General features: G+C 54.2%; 22 protein-coding genes and 2 pseudogenes. 5 read left to right on the forward strand and 19 right to left on the reverse strand.

Translation table 11 applies throughout. The features are described from left to right. Window positions 1–2: 2 nt before the first annotated feature. A complete protein-coding gene (repC, locus tag AVI_RS25140; RefSeq protein ID WP_241868989.1) occupies window positions 3–1,310 on the forward strand; it encodes a plasmid replication protein RepC in 1,308 nt (435 codons plus the stop codon). Here the strand turns inward: repC and AVI_RS25145 are convergent. Next, window positions 1,307–2,407: an IS630 family transposase gene (locus AVI_RS25145; RefSeq protein WP_012649016.1), complete on the reverse strand. Its 1,101-nt coding sequence runs from the start codon at window positions 2,405–2,407 to the stop codon at window positions 1,307–1,309. The genes repC and AVI_RS25145 overlap by 4 nt on opposite strands. 162 nt (window positions 2,408–2,569) lie before the next feature. On the opposite strand from AVI_RS25145, the gene AVI_RS25150 reads away from it, so the two are divergent. Both AVI_RS25150 and AVI_RS31285 read left to right on the forward strand, forming a co-directional pair. Further along, the gene (locus AVI_RS25150; RefSeq protein WP_041699590.1) at window positions 2,570–2,959 is read left to right on the forward strand and encodes an IS5/IS1182 family transposase; all 390 of its coding nucleotides are present in this window, start codon (window positions 2,570–2,572) and stop codon (window positions 2,957–2,959) included. Further along, a pseudogene (locus AVI_RS31285) lies at window positions 2,938–3,351 on the forward strand (transposase); the annotation flags it as partial. The gene AVI_RS25150 and the pseudogene AVI_RS31285, both read left to right, overlap by 22 nt. Here AVI_RS31285 and AVI_RS29995 read toward each other — a convergent pair. The 7 genes and pseudogenes from AVI_RS29995 to virD1 form a co-directional block, all read right to left on the reverse strand. Then, window positions 3,350–3,553, reverse strand: a pseudogene (locus AVI_RS29995) (transposase); the annotation flags it as partial. The pseudogenes AVI_RS31285 and AVI_RS29995 overlap by 2 nt on opposite strands. Next, the gene (locus AVI_RS25160) at window positions 3,519–3,965 is read right to left on the reverse strand and encodes a helix-turn-helix domain-containing protein (protein WP_158212759.1); all 447 of its coding nucleotides are present in this window, start codon (window positions 3,963–3,965) and stop codon (window positions 3,519–3,521) included. The gene AVI_RS25160 and the pseudogene AVI_RS29995, both read right to left, overlap by 35 nt. 65 nt (window positions 3,966–4,030) lie before the next feature. After that, window positions 4,031–6,499, reverse strand: coding sequence for a virA/G regulated protein (locus AVI_RS25165; protein ID WP_012649017.1), 2,469 nt, complete (start codon window positions 6,497–6,499; stop codon window positions 4,031–4,033). Window positions 6,500–6,606: 107 nt separating this feature from the next. Then, complete coding sequence (gene virD4, locus AVI_RS25170) at window positions 6,607–8,595, reverse strand: type IV secretion system ATPase VirD4 (protein WP_041699501.1); 1,989 nt, start codon at window positions 8,593–8,595, stop codon at window positions 6,607–6,609. Window positions 8,596–8,655: 60 nt separating this feature from the next. Continuing rightward, window positions 8,656–10,986, reverse strand: a complete 2,331-nt coding sequence (locus tag AVI_RS25175; protein ID WP_139191409.1) for a virA/G regulated protein — start codon at window positions 10,984–10,986, stop codon at window positions 8,656–8,658. Window positions 10,987–11,341: 355 nt separating this feature from the next. Further along, the gene (locus AVI_RS30000) at window positions 11,342–12,553 is read right to left on the reverse strand and encodes a T-DNA border endonuclease VirD2 (protein WP_012649020.1); all 1,212 of its coding nucleotides are present in this window, start codon (window positions 12,551–12,553) and stop codon (window positions 11,342–11,344) included. A gap of 26 nt (window positions 12,554–12,579) precedes the next feature. After that, the gene (gene virD1, locus AVI_RS30005; RefSeq protein WP_012649021.1) at window positions 12,580–13,026 is read right to left on the reverse strand and encodes a T-DNA border endonuclease subunit VirD1; all 447 of its coding nucleotides are present in this window, start codon (window positions 13,024–13,026) and stop codon (window positions 12,580–12,582) included. Window positions 13,027–13,282: 256 nt separating this feature from the next. Here virD1 and AVI_RS25190 point away from each other — a divergent pair, with 256 nt between their 5' ends. Together AVI_RS25190 and AVI_RS25195 are read left to right on the forward strand one after the other, a co-directional pair. Next, entirely contained in the window at window positions 13,283–13,978 is a 696-nt protein-coding gene (locus AVI_RS25190; protein WP_012649022.1) for a conjugal transfer ATPase VirC1, read from the forward strand. Between the two features lie 2 nt (window positions 13,979–13,980). Next, window positions 13,981–14,589, forward strand: coding sequence for a conjugal transfer protein VirC2 (locus AVI_RS25195; protein ID WP_041699509.1), 609 nt, complete (start codon window positions 13,981–13,983; stop codon window positions 14,587–14,589). Window positions 14,590–14,710: 121 nt separating this feature from the next. Here the strand turns inward: AVI_RS25195 and virG are convergent, their stop codons facing one another. From virG to virB2, 11 genes are all read right to left on the reverse strand, one after another. Continuing rightward, window positions 14,711–15,436: a two-component system response regulator VirG gene (gene virG / locus AVI_RS25200; protein WP_012649024.1), complete on the reverse strand. Its 726-nt coding sequence runs from the start codon at window positions 15,434–15,436 to the stop codon at window positions 14,711–14,713. Window positions 15,437–15,666: 230 nt separating this feature from the next. Then, a complete protein-coding gene (gene virB11 / locus AVI_RS25205) occupies window positions 15,667–16,701 on the reverse strand; it encodes a P-type DNA transfer ATPase VirB11 (protein ID WP_012649025.1) in 1,035 nt (344 codons plus the stop codon). Between the two features lie 33 nt (window positions 16,702–16,734). Then, complete coding sequence (gene virB10 / locus AVI_RS25210; protein ID WP_012649026.1) at window positions 16,735–17,856, reverse strand: type IV secretion system protein VirB10; 1,122 nt, start codon at window positions 17,854–17,856, stop codon at window positions 16,735–16,737. Beyond that, a complete protein-coding gene (gene virB9 / locus AVI_RS25215) occupies window positions 17,856–18,734 on the reverse strand; it encodes a P-type conjugative transfer protein VirB9 (protein WP_012649027.1) in 879 nt (292 codons plus the stop codon). The genes virB10 and virB9 overlap by 1 nt, the downstream gene beginning before the upstream one ends. Then, window positions 18,731–19,444, reverse strand: a complete 714-nt coding sequence (locus tag AVI_RS25220) for a type IV secretion system protein VirB8 (RefSeq protein WP_012649028.1) — start codon at window positions 19,442–19,444, stop codon at window positions 18,731–18,733. Before AVI_RS25220 ends, virB9 begins: the two co-directional genes overlap by 4 nt. Beyond that, the gene (locus AVI_RS30010) at window positions 19,431–19,598 is read right to left on the reverse strand and encodes a type IV secretion system lipoprotein VirB7 (RefSeq protein WP_012649104.1); all 168 of its coding nucleotides are present in this window, start codon (window positions 19,596–19,598) and stop codon (window positions 19,431–19,433) included. The genes AVI_RS25220 and AVI_RS30010 overlap by 14 nt, the downstream gene beginning before the upstream one ends. A 27-nt stretch (window positions 19,599–19,625) precedes the next feature. Next, window positions 19,626–20,513, reverse strand: a complete 888-nt coding sequence (locus tag AVI_RS25225; protein ID WP_012649029.1) for a type IV secretion system protein — start codon at window positions 20,511–20,513, stop codon at window positions 19,626–19,628. Between the two features lie 59 nt (window positions 20,514–20,572). Next, window positions 20,573–21,241: a pilin minor subunit VirB5 gene (gene virB5, locus AVI_RS25230; RefSeq protein WP_012649030.1), complete on the reverse strand. Its 669-nt coding sequence runs from the start codon at window positions 21,239–21,241 to the stop codon at window positions 20,573–20,575. 27 nt (window positions 21,242–21,268) lie between these two features. Next, window positions 21,269–23,638: a type IV secretion/conjugal transfer ATPase VirB4 gene (virB4, locus tag AVI_RS25235; protein WP_012649031.1), complete on the reverse strand. Its 2,370-nt coding sequence runs from the start codon at window positions 23,636–23,638 to the stop codon at window positions 21,269–21,271. Beyond that, window positions 23,638–23,964 carry a type IV secretion system protein VirB3 gene (locus AVI_RS25240; protein ID WP_012649032.1) on the reverse strand — a complete coding sequence of 109 codons (327 nt, stop codon included), beginning with the start codon at window positions 23,962–23,964 and terminating at the stop codon, window positions 23,638–23,640. The genes virB4 and AVI_RS25240 overlap by 1 nt, the downstream gene beginning before the upstream one ends. After that, a complete protein-coding gene (gene virB2 / locus AVI_RS25245; RefSeq protein ID WP_012649033.1) occupies window positions 23,961–24,326 on the reverse strand; it encodes a pilin major subunit VirB2 in 366 nt (121 codons plus the stop codon). Before virB2 ends, AVI_RS25240 begins: the two co-directional genes overlap by 4 nt. Window positions 24,327–24,339: the final 13 nt, after the last annotated feature.

A 24,339-nucleotide genomic window follows, 5' to 3' on the forward strand; every position in this document is an offset into this window, starting at 1 on the left:
AATTGATTGATTGGGACTGCGATCTTGTGATCCGCAGCAGGATAGCCATGACTGAATTATCGTCAGTCGCGTCATTTCGACGCGTCACTCCCGGAATTGCTGCAAGCGCGCGTCTTGCAATGGCAAACAATGTTCCTGATACAACCAAGTCCGAAATAGCGCTGCTTTTGAAGAAGGCAGCTCCAATTTTAGGCATCGACGGCCCCACCTATCACGTCATGGATATCCTTCTTGGCCTTTCTCGGGCCGATGACTGGAGGGGCTCTGGTCGTCCGATTGTGGCGATATCGAATGCGAAGCTGGCGGAATATATAATGCGTTCAGAACGCACGGTAAATAGATGTATCCGACGGCTAGTTGAAGCTGGTATCGCGGCTTATCGAGACAGCTCAACGGGCCGACGGTTTGTATACCGCAATAAAGCTGGTGAGGTGATGGCCGGCTTTGGAATCGATTTCACACCAGCCCGAGTGAGGGCTGACGAACTAAAGCAGGCCGTTGATCAGTACCAACAACGACTGAACATCGAACTGGCAGCCAAGCGCGACATCAGCCGGTTGTCACGTGCAATCGAAGACCTTTGCACCTGTAATCCATCAGGTGTCACGACTGAAAAATTGGAACTCCAGGCGATATTGGGGGATAGCGACGGCGTTATTGAGCGGGCGGAGCGGATAAGGCAACTACACCTACAGACGTTAGCTAGGCTGGCCCCAGAATACGTTCCGTTCGATATGACATGCGAGGGTGACACCGGCGTCACTCCAGATATCGATACAAACCCAGAATCTCTCTCTGAAAGTAATAAAATGCCGACCCGCTCTAACGAGCGGGGCATTTTTCAAGAAAACGGCCGCTACGCGGCCGAAGGGGCTTTTGAAAAAAATCCTACGAATGCCACGGTTGCGATGCAAGATAAGACTGACGGCGAGGATCGTGATGCAGACACAGTCCAGGGTGAGGTTTTGGGCTCCGTGTCTGTGGGGCTCCTCCAGGCAGCCTGTCCAGGGGCCCAGGCGATGATTGCACAGCAGTTTGACAGCTGGTCTGCACTCGGTCGATCTGGGGAGAGGCTTCGCCGGATGATAGGTCTGTCCGAAGCGGGCTGGGCTGATGGTCAGAAGAAAGTTGGCCCTTACGCTGCCGCGGCGATCTTGGCGACAGTACTTGAAAAGTCAATTCGTGACCCTGAGCAGATTTCTAAACCTGGCGGCTATTTCCGAGCAATGATTGATCGAGCCATTGATGGTCGACTGAATTTGGAGCGCAGTCTTTTTGGGCTTGCCGACCGCGGGTATGGTAATCCCTAGTCACCGGAATCTGAAGTTCGGCTCATTGTTTTTTGGCAGAATCGCTTGACGGAGGCGAGGATTTGGCCGGCGGATTTCACCCATCTGTATGGCTTGGGATTCTCGTTGTGCGTTGCGATAAACGCGTCGATGTCGGCTTCCAGTTCGGCGGTGGAACGATGGACACCGCGTTGCAATTGCTTGCGCATCAGCTCTGCAAACCACCGCTCGACTTGATTGATCCAGGAGGCTGACGTTGGCGTGAAGTGAACATGCCAATGCGGGCGGCGTGCGAGCCAGGCCTTGATCCTCGGCGTCTTGTGGGTCGCATAGTTGTCCATCACCAAATGCACGTCCGGCCCCTTGGGCATCTCGGCGTCAATCCGCTTCAAGAAGTCGAGAAATTCGGTCGCCCTGTGACGTTTGTAGCACTGGCCGATTACCGCGCCAGTCGCAACGTCGAGCGCGGCGAACAGGGATGTCGTGCCGTTGCGGACATAGGTATGGGTGCGCCGCTGCTCGGCGATGCCCGGCGCCATGGGCAGAACCGGCTGCTCGCGATCCAGTGCCTGGATTTGCGATTTCTCATCCACGCATAGCACGACTGCCCGATCAGGTGGCGACATGTAAAGGCCGACTATGTCTTGCACCTTATCAACGAACAGGGGATCGGAAGACAGCTTGAATGTCTCCGAACGATGCGGCTGCAAACCAAACGCGGTCCATATCCGACGGATGATGGTGTGCGACAGCCCGCGGTCGGCTGCCATCGAACGGATAGACCAGTGCGTGGCATCCTTCGGGGTGGTGTTCAATGTCCGTTCGACGACCTCAGCTACCTGGACGTCAGAGACGGTTCGTGGCCGACCTGCGCGATATTCGTCGGTCAGCCCGTCAATGCCACCCTGCACGAACCTGCGGCGCCACTTGCCAACCGTGTGCTCGTGGACGCCAAGGCGTTCGGCAACATCTTTGCTCTGCAAGCCCTGCGCGCACAGCAAAACTATCCGGCATCGATCCGACAGCGAGCGCGGCGCCTTGTGCCGACGCACCTGAGACTCAAGAAAATTTCTATCCTCGTCGCTCAGAGCGACAAAGCCCGCTTGCCTGCCGACCATCAATCAAACTCCCGCTGTTACAACAGAAGCAAAATAAAATGATGCCTACTTTAGTTCCACGTTAATAGGCGGTGTGGACGGATTGCCGCAAGTTTAATTTCTGCGATTCCCAAATCCGTATTTGAATGATTCATGGGTTGCCGGTTTCAGAGGAGATCGGCGATGCTGACGAAGATGACAGAAGCGGACTGGGCGGTCGCACTTGAGGTTTTCCGCGCCTCGCTTCCGCGGCGGGGCGACAAGGGTCGAGATGACCGGCTGTTTTTGGAGGCCCTGCACTATTTCTCCGTCAACAATATCACCTGGCGCGGTCTGCCGGAGCGCTATGGACATTGGAACAGTGTCTGGAAGCGCTTTTCCCGATTGAGCAAGGCGGGTGTTTTTGAGATTTTCTTCGAGCACCTTGGCAGCCTGAGCACGTCGGCCGATCTGGTTCAGATGTTCGACAGCACCGTGGTGCGCGCGCATGTTTCGGCAGCAGGAGCAAAAGGGGGCAATATGGCCAAGCGCTTGGCCGCTCGCAAGGCGGCTTCTCGACCAAAATCCACCTGAAGACCGATTTCGACGGACATCCCATCGCCTTTGATCTGACCGGGGGCGAGAAAGGTGACGCTCCGCACTTTCCAATCCTGCTTGGCCTTGGCCCCGATGTAGATCCCCGCGCCGCCATGGGCGACAAGGGCTATGACAGCAAGGCTAACCGCCAGGCCGCAAGAAGGCGGGGTGCGGTTCCCGTCATTCCTTATCGTTCAACGGCAAAATCAAAGCCGACGTTCTTTCCCAAAGCGCTCTACAAAGGTCGCGCCCGCATCGAGCAAGCAGCCGGAAAACTCAAGCCCTTCAAGCGCGTTGCGCTACGATGCGAGAAGACCAAACAAAATTTCTCCTCCATCGTCGCAATCGCCGCAGGCTTCATCTTGATCAAATCCGTCCACACTGCCTAGATTGAACTGCGCCGTGTTTACCAGTATCCACCTCAGCCTTTTTGACCCACTCATGGAGTGTATGCGGCGCACAGCCTATTTTGGCCGCTATCGATGAGATCGCGGCCCAACGGGACGGATGTTCGGCTTCATGGTCCAAAACAAGCCGCACCGCTCGGGCCCGAACTTCAGATGAAAATTTGTTTGTTGTCTTGCTTGTCATGGCTCCACTTTCTCACGAGTTGGAGCCTCCGGTAAACACGGGGCGGTTCACAAAGCCATTGCACCAGATCGACAAGTCTCCAGCGCACGGCACCATCGAGATAGGGAACGGGACCTTTCTCGACGATCTCAATGAGCGCTTTGCGCTGCTTGTCGTTCAACAGCGGCTCACGGCCCTTGGCCTTTCTGGTCTTCAGGCCGTCTGGACCGTGTTGATTGAAGCGCTCGACCCAATCGCGGACGATTTGCAAACCGACCCCGCCCATAGAGGCGGCTTGGCTCCGCGAGCCGCCTTCGTAGATCACTGACAAAGCAAGCAATCGCCGGGACCAGTCCGTGTCCCGGCTCTTTCTGGCAAGCTGACGCAGGTCTTCAGCCGTGTAGTCCCGACGGATATCGAGTGCCGTTCCCATCGCGAAATCTCCTTCCGCCATGTTGAAGCATGATTTGTCTCAAAACGGAATCCCGTGAGTCAACTTCATCGGGCACTGATATTATCTCGTGCCCGATCGCGCGGATCATAAATCCGTCGTTCATAAAACTCGTCAAAAGCATTTTCAGCTTTTGATGCGCCTATCGAGGCCGCGGTACGGTTCAACGCGGAAACAAGCAAAGCTTTTTTCTTCCTCAATCCAAGTGGCATGGTCTCTAGGTCCTTCTTAACGTCATAAAGGGCTAAAAACTCTCGATATACTTTCTGCTCACGCTCGCGAGTAGGCCATTTTCCTGTCAATGCCGTTTCGCGGGCGAGTACAGCTTCTGTCTGGCCACGGGGCCCAAGATGCAGCAATTCAGAAGTCTGATCTTTACAAGGTGAGGAAAGGACCGGATCGCGGCTTACTGTATAGTTGTAGCTGGTAGTCGCAACCTGAAGTGGCATGATCACCCCATCTGGCGTTTCACATTGCAACCCGTCGTTAGCGAGTTGGTGCGCGTAGCCAAGCTGGTTTAATTGATACCCATTTGAAGCCGTTACACTTTCCGTGGACGCAACAGGGTCAGACAGGGTTGCCCTTTGATCAGACCGGTAGCTCGCGTCATCTGGCCACCCGCGCCCCACCAGTCCGGTCCGCCCCCTTCCGGTACCAACATGTTGGCGATGAAGCTCCTTGCATTCGAGGTAAGCGGGCATCGGCCTCTCCAAACGCCGGCCCTCTTTTGTCGAGCGCAGGGTATGGTGGACAACCTTGAACCCAAAAATATGCTCCGACTCGTATTTTCCGGTCTCGGTCGCAAGCCGCGCTCGTTCGTTTTTACGACTTCCATAAGTGCCAATATTGTCGCTTCTCGTGCTAGCGGCTTTTTCTGGCTGAGTGGACTGGGGCGTCAACCCCGTCCCGTGGGACGGCGACCCTTTCGTGTGGAAAATTTCGTCATTGGCCGCTGCTCTGGCGCCTCGACGGCTCCTACTGCCCAGCCGTTTAACTTTGGTGACGTCGTCCAGGGGACTACTTTTGGCGATGCTTCCGGTTTGATCTGTGTCACTTCCAGAGGGCCCGAAATTGAGTACGCGTCTTGCTTCCAATTGCGTGCATGCGAGATTTTGCACGTTAGTCTGCTCTTGTGCTGCATCCCGTGTGAGACAAAGTGGGCGTGCTTCAAGTTGTTCAACCAAACTGAGACGGGACTTACTGTTCGTACTTGCTTCCGACAGAAGACCAGTCACCTTGCCATCCTCAAACGGATCATGTTCATCGGGAATCCAGGCCGCGGGGTCGAGCTCTGCCAGGCGCGCGTTCACGACCAGATTTTGCCAACGCGGCTGGGCTGGCTGCTTCCAATGTCCGTACGCCCGACGTTCCGCATCGCCAAGCGACATTCCCTCATATGAGAAGACTGAGGAAGGTGTCGTCCCGATCACCGGATTCGATTCGGCGTCACCTTCGATTACAGCTTGGCGTGCGTCTATGATAAGATCTTCCCAGGTGGGCTGGTACGGCTTGCTCCCGCGATTATGCGCAGCGCGCTCCGCCACTCCATCGTACACAAAGGACGCACACGACACCTCATCGTCATCAATTGGGACGCGGGGCACGCGCTCGCATTCGTTGGAAGGAGTTTCCTTGCCTCTTTCATGTGAGCACGACATCGAAGCAACCCGGTCCAATTCAGCAATGCGTGCGTCAACAACGAGATCTTCCCATCCTGGCTGCGCGGGCCCGAGCCATTTTTCGTATGCTAGCCGTTCACCCTCCCCAAGTGGGAGGCCTTCGTACTCGAAGACCGAGCTGTTATTTGATTCGTTGAGCCAGCCAGAGCTGTCGATCGCTTCAAGACGCGCGTCGATTATTAGGTCTTTCCAGGATGGTGCCTGTAATTTACTCCAATTCTCATATACCTCGCGCTCAGGTGAGCCGAGTCTCATCCCATCAAATTCGAATGCGTGAGGGAAACCGATTTTTTGATCGATCGAGCTTGTCCGCCTGCGCTTGGAGGCATCGGACCGGAATTCCTGCTGAACGAAATCACACTCGTTCGGAATCGAAGAAGCGGCGTGTAGCTGTTCAATACGCGCGTTTACAACGAGTTGTTCCCAACTGGGTTGTCCCGGCTCCATCCATTCTTCGTAGGCGCGCCGTTCCCCTTCCACCAGGGGCACACCCTCATAAACAAACGTCGATGAGGTACTTTCTCTGAAATCGAGATTCCAATCGGAACTGTCTATCGCGCTCATGCGAGCGTTTATTATCGGATCTTTCCAACCCGGCCTGTCCGCTCTGTCCCATGTCTCGTACGCGGACCGCTCGGCGGCGCCAAGTCTCATTCCGTCATAAAAGAATGGCGAACACGAATTTTCCCAATGATCCGTTTGGCCGTCGGATGTGGATCCAGCGAAACGGTTCGAAGGCACTTTGGGATGTAGGACAGGCGTAATCCCGGTGTTAACCTCTGCCGAGGATCTAGCCGACTCACCGTATCCGCTTTGCGAGCTTCCCGATGTTTTCATGGCGATGTCTCATCAATCGGCAACCTTCAGCGTTGTTAGTGCATTCACGAAGCGGGACTTCTGACGGCGCCAACAAGACTTGATCCGAAGCGGTATAACACTGAGCTTCAAGTGCCGGAATCTGTTCCACCTCGTTGCTGGAGAGAAATGATCTGTTCAAGGAGTTCGCGTTGCGCCAGAAGAGCTGGAGCAATGTCCAGAAGCTCCTCGGAGGTTGCGGCGTCCGCGCCCCTGTATTCATGTTTGTCATCAACTTCGTTTGAACCGGTGCGAACTTCTATCACCGCGCTGTGCTCTCCCTCGGCCACAGGTCTGCTTACGGGGGTAACGACTTTCCCGTAGTCGCTCTCTTCAATCTGCACCGGTTTTTGCGATATTGGATCGACTGCTTTCTGGTCAAGCTTGCCTTCGAAGATGTTCGTATCTTCCGGCAGCCTCAAAGATGCGGGCTCGGGAAGGGAACCCTGTTGGCTTTCGAAGAGCCGCTTCAATATGAGATCCGAATAATATCGCACTTTTCGCAGTTTAAGGGGAGGTTGGCCCTTGATAAGGACTATTTCATGGTCATCGTCGAGTAGGCGGACCTGTTCGGCACGCAGAAGCGGCGCTCCTTGTTCGGAGATTTGGATGTTGTGATCAAACATGCGCGCTTGGCTGTACGAAGTCGAGCGAGCTTGGAACGTGTAGTCGCCGATAGCTTTAGAAATGTAGGTTGGCGTCTCGTCATCAGCGGTCGCCATGAATACCTGCACACCAGTATTGCTGAGGAAATTTTGCTTACCAGCTTCATCATAGGTTCCGGTCAAAGCCGACAGGCTCTGTATGATGAACATGAAGCGGCCCTTGTAGCCGGCGATCGTAGTAATCGCCGTCTCTACGGCTTCCAGCTTGCCCAGGTGCTTGAACTCATCGAGGAGAAATAGAACATCGTGCCGTTCATCCCCAAGGGGCAGCGATCGCTGCAGGATTGATACAACCTGCTGGAAGAGAAGACGCATCAACGGCGCTACGACTTCGAGATCATTCGGGCTGACACAAAGATAAATGCAAGTCTTTTTCCGCCGCAAATCGTAGACGGAAAAATCCGAGCGGCTTGTAGCCGCCTTAACGAGTGGATCGGCCCAAAGATTGAGGCCGCCGTCGCCGAGCACCGATGTGTAGGACGTCAGTATTTTGGTGTCATTTCCGGCCATATTGTCGAAGATTCGCTGAGCCTCTTTGTTTTGTGTTTCCTCCGCCAGTTGCGCAAATAGCTTGTATTTTTCGCCCGGCTGAGCGAACAGGTCGTAAACCGCGCCGATCGTTGGTGTGCCGCGCTCAATACAACTCAATATGCCTGCTACGAAAAGATCCCGTGCGCCGTCGATGAAACCCTCCGCTCCCTTTCCTTTGGCTGTGATGAGATTCGCAGCAAGGCGACGCGTTTCTGTAAAGCGCCGTTCGGCCGGCAACGCGGCAATATCAAGCACGGGGTTGTAACAGTGGGTTCGCCGCTCTGGATCTAGGGGCGAGAACTTGAAAACGGCGTCGCCGCTTGATCTGCGCGCCCTCGATGTGAGTTCAAATAGCTCGCCTTTCACATCCAAAGCGATTACTGAGCCCTTAAAGGTTAGCAACGTCGGGATAACGACGCCTACGCCCTTACCAGCGCGGGTTGGGGCAACAACAAGACTGTGAGGTTGTTCTCCATTACTCAGGTAGCTACCGAACCAGCGCGGTCCGCATGTTTTGCCGAATATGGGACCCGTGACGTGACTGTAGCGCTGGAGGTATTTGGCGTGCCGCATCTCGCTTGAACCGGCCCAGCGAGCGGTGCCGTGATGTTGGCGATCGCGCATCGATAACAACAGTTGGCCTAGCAACACAACTGTCGACGTCACCACGATGATGGCAAGTCCGCGGTAGAACGTAGGGCTTGCGTACCCCAAGTAAGGTGGTGTCTCGTACAGGAACGTAAAAACGCTGAAAGTCATCATCTTTTCGCCCGTAAATCCATGGCGAAATGTGACATAGAGACTTGCTGCACAAAAACCAACGGCCAGTGAACATGCAATGATCGCAGCTAGGCCTATTGGCGTGTACTTGCCTGAATTCATCACATGACCATGCTCCGTTCATCCTATTGGACGCGGTTGCTTGTTTTACGGGAGCTGGATCTACAGCCCATACGTTTCGCGCACGCGCGGTTCCAGCGTCCTCTTGCCGCCCTGCGCGTCACGGCCATCCCCGTTCCGGCCCATCGGCCGATCTGCTAGCTGCTCGGCCTGTTGCGCGCGACCTTCGTTCCGGCCGTCAACAGTTTTTGTGTTTGAAGTTCCAGGGTCCGAGTGGTCGTGGACAGGATCGGGACGTAGGAACTCGATGAAAAGGTTTTCGGCGCCATTTGCAGCCTTGGAATTATAGGTTTCCGGCGTCATGTAAGCGTTGGTTGGCGATTTAAGCCAAACATTTTCCGCCCCATACGTATTCGTTACGGTGGCAAGCCTCTCCAACCTGAGAAGTTTTGGCCAAAACGCGAAGAACATTCCGCTTGGATGCTGGACCATCACCTCCGGATTATGAACGCCAGCCTGCCGCGGGAACTCATAATCATGTTCGCTGACCCGTAGTCCAGCAGGTGTATCATAGAAATATTTGCTATCGGACTTTAATCCGCTGAAGGTGTTACCGGGGAGACCGAGCGCTTTCATTCGTTCGAGATACTGTTCGGGTCCGAGATGCAAAAGGAGCTGATTTCGCGGCATATAGGATCTTTGCGCGCCATCCGCTTTGACGAGGATAACACTCTTTTCCAGCTCCTCTGCAGCGGGCCACCTCCTTAATCTTTCAAATAGTTGCTTTCCGGTTTCAAAAAGAACAACTTGGTCCAAAGGGTGGGGCCACCGAGGAACTGGCTCATGCCCAATGAGCAGGTTGTCACCAAGCTGTTCAGCATCAAAAGCCGCTCGTGTTGACGGGTGCGGCCGGTAAGCACAGGTCGCCCCAGGATTTTGCTGAACCTCATAATGAAGCGAGATTTTTCGTTTGCCTTTATCCGAAACATCTCGCCGTGTATCGGCAGACGGCGGGTTGTCGATTTGCAGCGGACGCGCAACGTCCGAAGCGGTAGGCTCCGTCTCGTTTGCCTGCGGTAACCTAGGTACTCCGCTTTCGAGAGCGACGGGTGCCGCCCGGGCGGCTTTTGTTCCCGAAACAGCATTGGGCCAGCCCACCTCTCGGATAGCCTCCTTCACACTGAGTTTATGAGAATTTTCCCCAACACCCTGCTCAAAACGATATCTCTTGGAATGTGGTTCCGAGATTGCGTCAATCCTTGCCAGATCCTCGTCGGTCAACTCGGGGCAGTCGTCGGACTTCGGTTCTGATGGGCTCGGCTCCTGCCGCGAACTTTCCCGGCGGACCGCAGCATTCGTGAGCCCCCCTCCGCGGCCTACGGGAAAACCCACGGGTGAGAAAGCGCCATCCGACCTGACCGCATGAATAGTGTTCGCAACTTCGCGCCTGGTAGTCGGGCGGGCTTCAGAAAGTGCGTCAATCCTTGCCAGATCCTCGTCGGTCAACTCGGGGAAGTCGTCGGACTTCGGGTCTGATGGGCTCGGCTCCTGCCGCGAACCTTCCTGGCGGACCGCAGGATTCGTGAGCCCCCCACCGAGGCGTTCGGTAAAATCCTCCGATGAGAAAGCGTCGTCCAACCTGACCGTATGAATAGTGTTCGCAACTTCCCGTCTGGCAGTCGGGCGGATTTCGGAGAGTGCGTCGATCCGCGCCAGATCCTCGTCGGTCAACTCGGGGAAGTCGTCGAAGCGTTCCTCTGGCGAGCCAAGCGATCGAACTGAACTGTAATCGATCAATGCGACTGTTTGGCTACCGATTTCGGTCGCGTCATCGGAATAGGCACTGTCGCCGCAGATTTGGATGCTTTCGATGTTGGTGGACCCTGCCTCTGTGCTTGAATTCGCGGCAGCTATTTCAGTAGGAGCAACGGGAGTGCTGAGCGGCGAACTGTTGTCAGCGAGCAAATCAATGTCATCTAGCCCTGGCCCAGAGAAGCCTTGTTGCGCCGACTGAATATTGTTGGTCTCGCTATCACCGGTGTCTTCGATCCAATACGGTGCGCCGTCGAATGTTTCTTCGGGCTGACCCTCTCCAGGAATGATTGCATCTTGAGTTGAGCCAAAAGTGCTTGTGTCGATGGGTAGCGTCGCAATTTCGTGCTGAGATTGCATATCACTCTCTCCCGTCTCGATATCATCCAGCCCCATGACAGACCGGTGCGCCCCTTGCATAGCCGGCGTCGCGGTCAAGCCATCTTCCATAGTCAAAGACGCGGCAATAGTTCCCACCTGCAATTCCGAACTGATATTTCGCTTCACCATTGATTTACTTTGATCACTGGTTTGCTCGTGTTCGCGCAGCCGATTTAATTCCCCGTTGCCAAAACGTGACGACGACATCACCTCGTGGTCCGCCCTAGAAATGGACTGCATTTCCAGCTCCCGAAGGTATTGCATGGCGGTACGAAAGTACCCCATGCTCCTCGTCATAACCCTTGGGCCTGCCGGGACCTCCGCTGATCTCACCGGAAGTATCTCTGAGGCATTTTGGGCATGGGTTTCAGGCTGTTGATTTCCGAGGGAAATACCTGAAAGATCGGTCCCAGCAGGAACTAACGGTCGTAAGAAACCGGTCCTTATCGAGGGTTCTGTTCGGTTGTCTCGGACAGCAGTCGATAGCGGTGTGACCTGGATCGGTGCGCTTCTGGCACCTCCGTGATTTGAGTTCACCGTAGCGGAGCGGCTGAAGTCTCTACGAGGTTCTTCGTCTGCCATAATCAATCCTTTACTATCTTCTATTTCCCTCATCTTCTTGGCTGCGTCCGTCCCTTGAACGCTTGCGAATGCTCGGCTCGGCTTCCTCATCACGGGGACGCTTAGAATTTGGGCCCCCCTGCTGCGGGCGATCGGCTGTGGCAGGCAATCCATCCGTAGCGATGTCGGTCTGCGACGGGTTTGATCCAGGAGCCTGTATTGACGATGTCGGACCGTCCCCGGTAACCGGTACGTCCGTGATTGCCACTCCCGCCCGAACTCTGTTTACCCTAGTCAGTTTTGCGCCTCTGTCCTCATCCTCATCACCACGAGGGCGTTTTCGATGAAGTCGTTGCTGAACGTCGTCCTCGCTTGTTGGGTGCGTGACGGATTCGATCGCCAAACCAGTACCGGAAGCGCCTTCAACATCCCGGCCATCGCCGTTCGATCCGATTCGTGCCCGGGAACGCCCTTCGGACATCGGTTGCAGATGCTCGTTTCGTTCCGGACTTTCTGGCAGGTTTTGCGGTCGCTCACCGTACGACGAATCGAAGAATTGTTCCGGTTCGCGATCGTTTTCGCCGGGCGTGAAATGTTCGAAATCAGGATCGTCGAAACGAATTTGATTGGCCTGCTGCCGCTCAAGGCGCCTATACTGGGCAAAAGTCATTGGCCGCTCGGTGATGCCGCGCTCAGCTCGCCTGGTCGCTTCCAGGACGATGCCATGACGAAACGAAACCTTGGCCATTCTAGTGCGCAGGGCATCGTAATTCAGTTGAGGGTGGCGCCGGGATATTTTCAGCCACTTGTGTCCCAAGAGTTCGCGACGATTAACGACGACATGCAAATGTGGGTGATCGCGATCAGTGTGGAAGGCCGTAAGATAGTTGTATTGACCTCCCCCTTCGCCTGACCCGAACGTCTCGGCTGCCCACTCGCGGCTCGCTGCATAAGCCGCTGGCTGACTTGTACCAGCAGGGAAGCTTACAATAATATGGGTGGTCAATTCCTTTTGCCTTTCCTCGTCGGGCTGACTTTCGTCGTAGGTCCCGGTTTCTTGAATCCAACTTCGGGCGAGATCGCGGATATTATCCGGTGGTACGAAAATATCGAGATGCCGTGCTGAACGCTGCAGCTCCAAGGTGCCCTTCCGGGACAGATATTCCAATTGATTAATAATTTGTTGGAGGGTCTTCGTCCCACCTCCTGGCACAATGCGGATGATGACTTGAGATCGATCGGGCATCTATCAAATTTCCTGCCAATAGCATGTCAGTGCTTCGAGGCGTCCGCCAGCATGGAGCAACCGTCAATCCTTCGCCGTGATACGGACAAAATTGAACGGAGTAAGCCATCGAGATCGGCGAACGCTTTACCGAAAGCGTTACGTTCAGCTTGAAGAGCACCCAAATCCGTCGTCGGATTTTCAGCGTAGGAGTTTAGCAGCGCGGCAATGTTGTTTGAGAGTGTTCCTATGGAATGAAGTATGGCTTCCATTTCATGACGAGTCTCTGCATCGATCTCGAGAAAGCCGGCGATCCGGCGGACCGCAATTCTTATGGCCATGCTATCGGAAAGCCCCAGCCGGCGGGCTTGGCGGGAGAAGCTCTCATATTCGGCCGATCGCAAACGGGTACTAACAACCTTGAAACCTTCAATCGTCGAGCCTTCGCGCCGGTCGACAATGTTATCTGAGGGTGATTTTGCGCTTTGGGACATCGCTATGCTCCATAGAAAGCGGAATGACCTGGATTCGCTGGTAGCGGATTTCTCCAGTCAAGAGTGGCGAAGCCTAGCCTCGAGCAGAATAAAATCAATAATAATTTGCATATTTTTGGATCTAAGAGGTTACATTTGCAATTATCTAACAATATATATGAAATATAAATCTGGTAACTTTCGTTTTAATACACAGTTGCACATACGAATAAAAATAACAACGCACTCGCGCTCACAAAGTCTACAGGACAAACACATGAAACTTCTGGCTTTTTGCTCGTTTAAAGGAGGCGCCGGCAAGACGACGGCGCTCATGGGCCTTTGTACTGCTTTTGCAAGAGACGGCAAACGAGTGGCTCTTCTCGACGCCGATGAGAACCGGCCTTTAACGCGCTGGAAAGAAAACGCCATACGCAGCAATACCTGGGATAGATCCTGCGAGGTGTACGCTGCAGAAGAAATGTCGCTACTTGAAGCGGCTTATGAGGACGCCGAGCTTCGGGAATTTGATTATGCGTTGGCCGATACGCATGGTGGTTCGAGCGAGCTCAACAACACTATCATCGCTAGCTCAAACCTGCTTTTGATCCCCACAATGTTAACTCCACTCGATATCGATGAGGCACTTTCGACATACCGCTATGTCATCGAACTGCTGCTGAGCGAGAACTTGGTCATTCCGACCGCAGTGTTGCGCCAGCGAGTCCCAGTGGGGCGATTAACCACGTCGCAGCGCGCGATGTCCAACATGCTGGCGAACCTGCCTGTCGTGCAATCTCCAATGCATGAGAGAGACGCATTCGCCGCAATGAAGGAACGTGGCATGTTGCATCTCACATTGTTAAACACAACAAATGATCCGACGATGCGCCTCCTTGAGCGGAACCTCAGAATTGCGATGGAGGAACTCGTGACAATTTCAGAGCTAATTGGCAAAACCTTGGGAAATTGAAGATGGGGATCCACAAACCAGCTTTGTCTGTCGGTGAAGCAAAACGGCTTGCTGCCGCGCGACCGGAGATCGTGCAAACAGTTCCAACCCGTTTCTCGCAAGGCGCGCAGCCTCCTCGGCTACCTGAAAGAGGCAGACCGTTAGATCGACCTCTTCCTACCGCCGCCAAGCGTCGCGACAACTTTGATCGGCAATTAGTGCTAACGGCGGACGCCTTGAGTTCTGCAGCTGCGCCCGAAAAAATCCAGATCTTCCTCTCGGCGCGGCCGCCAGCTCCTGAGGTATCAAAAATATATGACACCTTGATTCTGCAGTACAGCGCTTCCAAGTCGCTGCAGATGATCTTGCGCCGTGCGCTCGCCGATTTTGAGAGCATGTTAGAGGACGGATCGTTCAGCACGGCCCCAAAAAGCTACCCGATCTCGCATGTCGTCAATAAGCCTATCATTGTTCAGACCTCCCGCATGTTCCCGGTGTCGCTTTTAGAGCTCGCACGCAATCACTTTGATCCGTTGAGACTGGAAACTGCTCGCGCTTTTGGTCACAAACTGGCTACGGCCGCCCTTGCATCTTTCTTTGCAACAGAGAAGACAAGAAAAGAAGGTAAATGATCGTCCGATCACGTGATGGTGGTGATGATCCAAATGGGCCCGGAGTTAGGCGGCCCGTTCCAACAAAAAGAATAGCCTGTTCACTACGGGATCAAATTGAAAAGGAATATGCGTCGTTGCATTAAGCCGCCATCATGCCGCCGAAGGAGACATTCACATCGGCGTCGAAGAAATAGCCGGCACCCCTGGCCGTTTTAATCAAGTGTGGGCTGGCTGAATCCTCTTCAAGCTTTCGGCGCAGTCTCAAAATGAGAACATCGATGCTTCTGTCATATACTTCCTCGTCACGCACGCGGCTCGCGATGAGCAGCTGCTCTCGAGAAAGGACGTCGCGAGGCTTTTCCAAGAACGCGACGAGCAGGTTAAATTCCCCAGCAGTCAGTTTCACCTCGCCATTGTCTGTGGATGTCAACCGCCGTTGTCTGAGACTAAGTGTCCAGCCAGCGAAACAAAATGAGCGCCGGTCTTTGGTTCGCATGACATTCGGTCGCACGCGTAATGCCACACGGATGCGTGCCAGGAACTCGCGTGTCCCAAAAGGTTTTGCTATGAAATCCGTGGCCCCCAGCTCGAGCGCGACAACTTTATCCGCCTCTTCGAGGCGGTCTCCACTGATGATTATTATAGGGATATCGGATTTCGTGGCCAGACCGCGCACGATCTCAAGTCCGTCCTCACGTCCCAGGTTGAGATCCACGACAACGACATCGACTGTCTCGGATGCGAGTACGCGGTTGAATTGCTGACTATCGGATACGGCGGTCACCCTCAACGCGTGGATCGTTAGATACTCCGTGATAAGATGGCGCATCGCGGCATCGTCATCAATGACAAGAACGTGTTTCACCAGTTCGCCTCCATTCAGGATTCTGCAGAACCATAGATTCTTGCAAGTAAAGGCTGTATGCGCCAGCCTCAACTCGTTTTTTCTCCCACTATCCGGGTAGTTCGGCAAAATTTCGGCCGAGCGGGCATGACAAACATGCTAATGGAATATTTCAATTTGATTACAGGAGGTGTTACGGCTTGCTACAACTGTAACCCTGAAAAATCTACGTGAGCAAAATCCATGGATCTCTAGTGCTGGTTTAGAAGATCCCCTATCGTTTCACCGCGCCGGCGGGCATCGGCGGCGAGCCAAACCTCGCCCACTTCGTAAACATCGCCATACGCACGAAAGGGAACAATCACATCGATAGCCGTGGCTAACATATCAATCAATGTGCGATCTTCCAAACTCGCACCTTGGGCACTGCTCTTCACAAGTGAGAACAGCTTCTTGAAGCCTTGGACGGGGTTCGCACCATGTATCGTTGAAATTGATCCAGGATGACCTGAGACAACCTCACTCAGGTAAGCCCACGCAGCGTCGTCGCGCATCTCACCGAGTAATATTCGGTCAGGACGCATCCTAAGGCTTGCCTGAAGCAATTGTTCCGCCGTTACCGCACCTAGCCCGCCCCCACTCTTGGAGTACAGCAGTCTGACATGATTCTCGTGTGGAATGACCAGTTCGAGCGTATCTTCAATGGTTATCAGCCTTTCCTCCCGTGGAATAGCGCTGATCAAGGTCTTGCTCATCGTGGTTTTGCCACTACCGGTCGGACCACAAAGCAACATCGTCCGCTTACCGATAACACATGCACGTAAAAATGATTCTAGATCGCCGTTGTCGTAGTCGCGCAGGATCGCTTCGTCTAGTTGATCTCGTCGCTGCGTCCTGATTTGCCACTGATTCCATCGACGGGCATCGTAGCGAGCGGAGACTTCTCCCAATTCCGAGACACGATTGCTCGGCCGTCGAATTGTCAAGCTAACGGTGCCAGAGGGTACAGTTGGCGGCAAGCAGATTTGCATCCGCTCGCCGCCAGGGAGTTCGGTGGCGCAAAGAGGGTTCCGGGGGCCGACATCTTGTTTTCGCAACGCCCCTGCTAGAATGGCGATGTCTTCAAGGTCATCACAAGAGAACGGTGCAGCGAACCTCGTGAAGACGCCACTTTGGCGTACAAAGGCTTCTCCCGGTCCGTTTATGGCGACTTCTTCAGTTCTCGGGTCATCGAGCCATTGCAAGACTGGTTTAAGAAGGACGCGCAATTGCGGATTTACTTCCATTGGATGCACCTCGCAGCTTTGGCTATCTGTGCGTTAGGGCAGACGCCGGCGTTTCACCGATCCACCAGTCACATAAAGCTGGTAAATTCCTGAGAAATCCAAATCCCGCGCGACGAAGATAGAGACCGTGTCACCCTGATTTTTTGTCAGGGTTGGGGGAATGTTTATGGTCGCTCTCAAGGCCGTATCGGCCGCTTGTTCGCCGTTGTTTTGGAAGCTATTGAAGCTGGTCCCGCCGGCCGAATTCCCTGCGTAGCTACTTGCCGCCTGGACTGCGCCCTGAACGACACTCAGTAGCATTGCCCCGCTGAAGCGTTTCCAGAAATGATTGTCGACCGTACCGCGCAGTCCGGAACGGCCGAGTTCGTCGGCCCCCGGAGACGAAAGAGAGACGACGGCGTGTGAGGGCGTCTCCGCGCGATTCCAGAGAACGAAAACGCGGGCATCTCCCTGCTGCAGTCCACGCTGGATCTCACCGACGACGGTCGTTCCACGATCCAGAAGTACAACATTTCCGGTTGCTCCGCGTATGTCTTGTGGCAATACACATTTCACATACCCCGCGAGATGTGTATCAATGGCGGTTTGCAGTATGCAGGGAATGATCGTTCCTTGCGTAACAGTGAAATCTGGGTGCGGCAAAAGTGTAGCGAGACTAGGCTGCACCACTGTCGGTTTCAAGCGGGCCGAAAGATCGTTTTCAGCCGAATGCTCAGACACTGCTAGGGAGTCGGGGTTTCTATCGTCGTCGTCGCCGTTCTTGATTTCAGCATTCGCCACAGATTTGACGCCATTCTGAGTACCTCCGCTGTAAGCAAAGATCGGTGTTTCTTCGGGCCTCAGTTCGTTGTGTTCTCGCTGATGTTGATCCGACGGCAAGACCGTTGCTTCTGAAGTTGGCGGGGGCGTTGTGGGAATATCAATCGGGGCCGGACGAAAGGGCTTCGTGTTGGCATCAATCACTGTATTTGGTGGTGACGGCTCGGTCTTTTTCTTTGGACGCGCACCAAGCCAAATAAGGCCCAACGACAGTACCAGAACCAAGCCAGCAACAAGGAGCTTTTGCGATCCTGAAAGGCGCCGGCCGTGAAGATCGGTAACGAGGGATCCGGGGGCGTCGATACCCTCTCTGGATTGGGCACTCACCTCCTCCATCACCTCGGCTCCTTCAACACGCGCACTACATCGGGTCTGACTGTGCCAGTCCCCGGCTTCCGTCCGACAACGTCAAATGATTTATTCCAAATGCACAGTACTGTATGACCGTCCCGCAGGCGCCATTCCCTGGAAACTGATGCGACCTCGACGTAATCTCCCTTCACTGAATAATTGGCAGTGGCTTCCTTGCCATCTGGATTGATCACGTAGATTGAAGGCACACGTACGTTTCCGGGAAAACGAAATGTCGTGGAAAACCCGTTGTCGAAAACCTCGATCGGCAATAGCGACCGGTCTCCTTGCGCGACATAACTCCAGTTTTTCGCGCCTGAGTCGCCACCTTCTGCCGGGCGTCCCAGCAAGTCCTCGGCTCGACGCTGATATTGTGCTTGCGCCCGCATCAGACCCGCAAGATCTCTCTGTTCGGCTTCTTTTCGGCGAGCAGCGGCAATGTCGGCAGGATAAGTGAACTGCACGCTGTAGTAGAGGTCAGACTGCTCTTTATCGAGCCGAGACATCGTTTTGGTCGCTAGGCTGAAAACATAGCGCCGCATTCCCGCGTCGCTTGCGGTAAGGACGATCACAGGCTGCGGCTGCAGCACTTTGCTGGCCTTGAAAAATAGATAATTGCCGCGTGGGAGCGCAGCGAGATCTTTGCTATTGGAAACGGCGACGGCTGTCACCGTTTCATTGGGCCCAAATGTCACGACTAATGTGGCTCCAACAGCGGTTGAAAGGTGCACAACCTCATCGGGATTGTAGGCGAGATAGCGCATCCGTGGATCCATTTTGCCTGCCGCCGGCGTGTCTTCCGCCTTCGCGCCACTAGTTACAAAGAGGATGCAAACCAAGCCCAGAAACAAATTCTTGGTCATTGCTGGCTCCGCGTCGTGTTCGAAACGGAATCTTCCGAAGTTTGATAGGAGGTAACGATTAAACCGCCCGGATTTGTCAGCCTCAGTCGGCCTGGCAAGTTAGCTACCGTTTCATAGTGTACCGTTGCGGTCCATGTCGTTACTATTGGAGCTTGCCCTTCCATGGTGAGAGTGCGTTTGTAGCGGATCTGCTGAACGCCGGGCATAAGTTCGTTTGAAGAGATGTGCTCAGATTCCAGTTTTCCGCGCTTACCAATGATGGTTTGGGGGGAGCTAGGACTGGGATAATTGAAGAACTGCTGATAATCTTGGCGCACCGTTGGGGCACTAAAGCTCGAGACCAGATCATAGGCGTATTGAGCTGTATCCGATGTGTAGCTCTCACGCAGACGGACATACTCCCATAGAGACGCATTCACGACCGCCTGCTCCTGCGTGGCCGGCAACCGCGAAACAGATACTTCACTGTCAACTGTACCGTCCGGGCGCACCCACAGATATACGGGCACAAGTTTGTTCAACGGAACCATAACGGCGATGGCGAAGGCCTGCGCCAGGTTTCCTGCGACTGCAATGATTGCCAAAGCAGCCAAGGCTCTGGAGATTCGCCGAGCTGATCGAGCACGTGCGGACTGAAATGCTTCTACTTCCTTATAGTGGTCCGCCAATGCTTCCCGCTCTACCAATAGCGCGTATTCAGAGTCGATCATTAGCCTCTCCTGCGTTGGTAAGCTGAAGGTCCGACTGAGTAGGCTGCCAGCGCCCGACGTTCAGCGGAAAAACAGGCCCCTTACTAGTCGCCAACTGATCGCTTGTCTGACAGGACGCCAAACCGAGGATCAGAAACAATAGAAAGTACTTCAAGGAAACCCTCCATTTGTGAAGCTGGAACTAACGGCGGATTGTCCGGGCGAGATGACGATTTAGACTACCGACAGTTTGCGTCCCGCCGCTCCAATAGCTACCTCCAATATTCCCGGCGATTGCCGGAAGAGCGACGATCAGGGCGTCGCCGGTTAGGAAGAACATGTCGAGTTCATAGAGACCAATGATCTTGGCTGCCGTTGTGCCAGCAGAAGTGACGGCCGCGAGTATTAGCACGAGCGCTGTCGCTTCCGTCAGAACAACGATCGTTGCCACTACGTTTAATAGAAGCAGAAGTATCCCATAAGTGAGAAGCTGACCGATCCATTTCGCGGCCATATCTCTAGTACGATCAAAGAGATAGCCAATGAGGATCAATGGACCGATCGCCAATAGCACTTTGGTGAGGATCCCGACGGCATCATATATTCCAAACGCAGTCCAAAGCGTTCCATAGAAAATCCATTGTGCGCCCTGAAAGGCGAGGATGTCTTGGTCGTTCATCGGCCCAATTTCAGAAGCAATCTTCTGAAAGGCTACTTGAGTGAGTGAAAACATCGTGTCGAGCTGAGCAGGAATCGTCTGCAAAGGAAGGCCACTAATACCGAACTGTTGAATGAAATTCGGAATTGTATCCTCGAACACCGAAACAACGTAATCATGATATTCCGCCTGCTCAACGACAAGAGCAACAACGACCGATATCATGATTACGCGGGTGATTCCGCCCCGTGCGTCCATTTCTCCACGCATTACAAGGATGCCCTGGACAATGATCCATAGCGTCACGCAGGCCACAAGAGGCGCGCTGACTGCCCGTTGAATGTCCCCAAGCAGCGTATCCAGCCCGACGGTAAAGGCAAGGTCGAAGATCGTATGTATCGCCGTAAAAGGCGCAGGAATGCTAAAATTCATTGCCCTTACCTGGATTAGTCTTGGTTTTCTTCGGAGAGGGGCCTGCCCGAACAGGGGGATCAATGCAATTGAGCGGCGCCAAATATAAGCGCAGTTGCCTGATGTTCCTTTCGTTGGGTCGCCGCCTCCTCCGTCTCGTGCAGCCCGGTCTGTGCGGTGGTCATCGTCAAAAGGCTGGTCGCCTGAATGTTTTGAATAATTGCGTCATGGATCTGTTTGAGAAGCAAGCCGTTGGTGACGGTGGCCGCCATGATATTGCGTGAGCGGGAGAGCTGGGCCGATGTTTCCGAGTTTGCCTTAAGGCGCTTGTCCATTGCATCCAGATTATCAGCTGCGACACCGGCCGCGTTTGCGGCTCCTGCGATCTGCCGGCGCAAAAGATTTGCTTCTGCGTCGTCACCCACGACTGCGCGATCGGCATCCAAGGTAATTGTGCGCGCATTCGTCGAAGCAGGCGTCTTGGGCGAAAACATCTCCTTGTCGAGCTCGCCGGCGGATGGGTATTGGTTTTTTTGGTCAAGCGCTGACAGTATACCGGTAACAGCAAAGGGCGCTGTCAACATTGTCACCATCGTTATCAGCTGTTCGAGATTCGCCGCAGTATTCAGCGCCGTAGTAAGCGTCTCCGTCTCCGTCACGGGGTCGCTGACGACAAACTGTGCCTTGGCAGAACCCGACAGAGCTAGGCATATGAAAAGTGCGTTTATCGCGAGCTTTGCTGTTTTCATAACTTGGATCTCCATATCAATCCTGTATCAATCCTGTGCCTCGCGGTAGCGCGTCATAAATTCGTCCAGCCAGGCAGAGGGATCCTCTCCACAGGTCTCGCGCAACTGTTGAGCAAAACGCACAGTGTTGGCGCGTCCGGAGAGAACGGCGACGTATTCTGACATATCGCGCAGATCAAATTCGCAGACGACACTTCCGCTCTCGCGCTTAAGCAAGAACTTGCGGCTGCCGATCGCCATGTCCTCGCGAATAGCCTGAAATTCTCGTTCGGTGCACTTCAACCCGTCTATGTAAGCAGAGCGGTCTGCAGTGGGTGATGGGTAGAAAATTTTGGTCATACATTGTGCTACAAGGCTTGCGCCCAACGGTGAATCGAGTACGTGCTCGGGCTGTTGTGTCGCAAGAATCAACATTCCGTTGTTCTTCCGGACGGTCAGCAGGAACTTGTCAACGACTGCTGCAAATTTCTGATTAAGCAGGTAGGCACGAAACTCATCGCAGCTCATAACGAAGCGCCGACCATCTACCATCGCTCCTATTCGATGCAAAAGATATGCTGCGGCTGGCGCACATACCTCCTCATAGTCGAGGAGATGCGTCATATCGAAGCCCGTAATCGAAGGATCTAACTTCACTTCGTCCGATTCCCCGTCAAACGCCCAGCCGAGAGCATTGCCTCGGCACCACCGCTGCAACCTAGCTCCCGCTCCTTCGGAGGGGCCGTGCAATAAGAACTCCCTTAGGCCCGCAAGGGATCTCATGTTTGGCTCAAATGAGAGTTGCCGTTGAATACCGCGCTCTAAGCGGCGATTTTCTTCCGGTGAAATCCCTCCCCTGCCGTCGCTTTCAATCAGTGCCACGATCCACTCGCGGAGAAAGTCCCTCGCCGCTGCCGTATCCTCTAGGCCGCGCAAAGGTGCAAGACCGCTTGGGACACCTCTTCGTAGCGTTAGGTAAGTGCCCCCCGTGGCACGCACAAGCAGTTCACCGCCACGATCCTTATCGAAAAAAACGATCGTCCCGCTGCGGCCAGCCATGCTCTGCTCGAGCATTGCCAGGATGAAGGTCATAAGTGTTGTTTTTCCTCTGCCAATCGGCCCGAAGATCGCGGTCATACCAACGTCGTTTTCGTGCGGAATATAATCGAAGGGTGTCCCGCCGTTTGTACGGAAACGAGCAACCGCACCGCCCCAATGGCCCGACTTTCTGCCGATAGGGAAGTTTTCGAATGAAACCAATCCAGCAAAGTTACGTGACGTGATAGCTCCAGGACGGGTACGCCATCTATGGTTTCCTGGAAACTGAGACCAGTATGCAGCCTCCATTCCAATGCTTTCCTGCACGATTACAGCCCCCGCGTCCGACAAGCTTGTGCGGGCTCGCGCACCGTAGTCGGCAAGGGTATCGAGATCATCGGCATAGACGCAAAGGCTGAGATGATGAGAACCCATAACGAATTCGCTACTGGCCAATGAATCTTCTGCTTGGGCGAGCTCACCGATCTGGGTGACTGCTTTGTCACCCGAGCTGGTCATCTGGTTAGATTTAAGGCTGAGTTTGGCGTGAGACTGTGCACGTGTTAAGAAAGAGAAACTCTGGCTCAAAACGAGTGGAAAACTTGATAACAGGAGTATGTTAAGCATTCCGGGCCGCGTCTTTGCCGGATATTCGCGGAATGAAAAGATTGATCCAACGTAACGATCTTTTGGCGCTCTAATCTCTAGGGCACGCTTACCGCAGATGACTCGGTCTGTATAAACGGCGGCGCCGAGGGAGCCGCTAACAACCGGCACTGGTAGAAAACGGCAAGTCATTATCAGGCGGAGGGCTTCACCAATTTCCGTGAAAAGCACCTGATTTTTTTCTCGGATGCCAAGGCGACGAAGTCCATACCCGTCAAGCGCGCCAGCGACAATATTCCAAAGATCCTCCAGATGCCGGATCTGATGCGCAAGATCGCCTAGGTTTTTCCCATAGCGCGTGGTGAATCTGCTTCTCACTTTGCCGAGAGCGGTGCGAGGAGAAACAATGAGTGTTAGGAAGTGGTCATTTCGAAACAGCTTACCGGAGAGAACACGCTGCTCGAACGTTTCGCTTAGGCTTGACGCGAAGGCGCTGCGAAAATGGCGTACCGGCGGTGCTGGCACATCGCTGTGACGGACGAGATGGGCATATACTGAGACGTTATCATCGGCGATATTGCGAAAGAGCGTGTTAAAGGCACGGCAGCGCGCATTACGGACCTCTACTTCCTCTAGTTCGAAGGGAAGGCCACTGATATGCGCCATGGTCAAGATGGAACCGTCCTCCAGAAGAACGATATGGTCGCTAAGGTGCCCCACGTAAGGCAGGTAGATTTCCCCAGATCTCTCGGTCCGTCCATTTGCTCCGAACATTACGTCATTCCTCTTCCTCGCGACGCCACTCTGATGGGATTGGGACTGACGCTCGCCCCGCCCCACGTGTGGCCATCAACGCTTCTCCCTGCCGTCTGGAGAAACAGCAAGACCACGCTTGCCGCGTTATAGTCACGCTCTACGACGAGCCGCGCTCCAAGCCACAGCGGCAAGAGAACAATTTCATAGAGGGGGTTCTGCACAATAACGATGAGAAACCCTGCCAACATCATAAAAACTCCAGCAAGCGTCAGCGGTACCCCGAAGAACAATGCAGGTCTCGTCGCCGCCAGATAGAGTGTGGCTTCTTCAAGATCCTTAATCATCCCCCGCCCCCGGTAAGTGTCTGGCCGAGAAAGCTGGCTCCAAACATGATAACGATTCCGCCAACAACACCTGCCACAAGACCAAGGGAAGCGCGGCCGAACATCCACGAAACGCCGATGGCTACGATACCAAGAACGGCGAGCGATTGACCAAATGGACCGAGAATAAACGTGCAGATATTGTTGACCATAGTGGCCGGGTCAGTGCCTCCAGCGGCCTGCGCGGCAGCTGGCTCGCGGAAAAACAAACTCCAGCCGATCGCGCCACTGACGCTCGGCAAGTGCGGAACCAGCAGGCTCACAACTCTGTCCCTGAGGTCACGGATTTTCGAGAGCTCGGGGTATTTCTCAAAGCATGCCATTATAGTGCATCTC

The organism is Allorhizobium ampelinum S4, assembly GCF_000016285.1.
Lineage (GTDB): Bacteria > Pseudomonadota > Alphaproteobacteria > Rhizobiales > Rhizobiaceae > Allorhizobium > Allorhizobium ampelinum.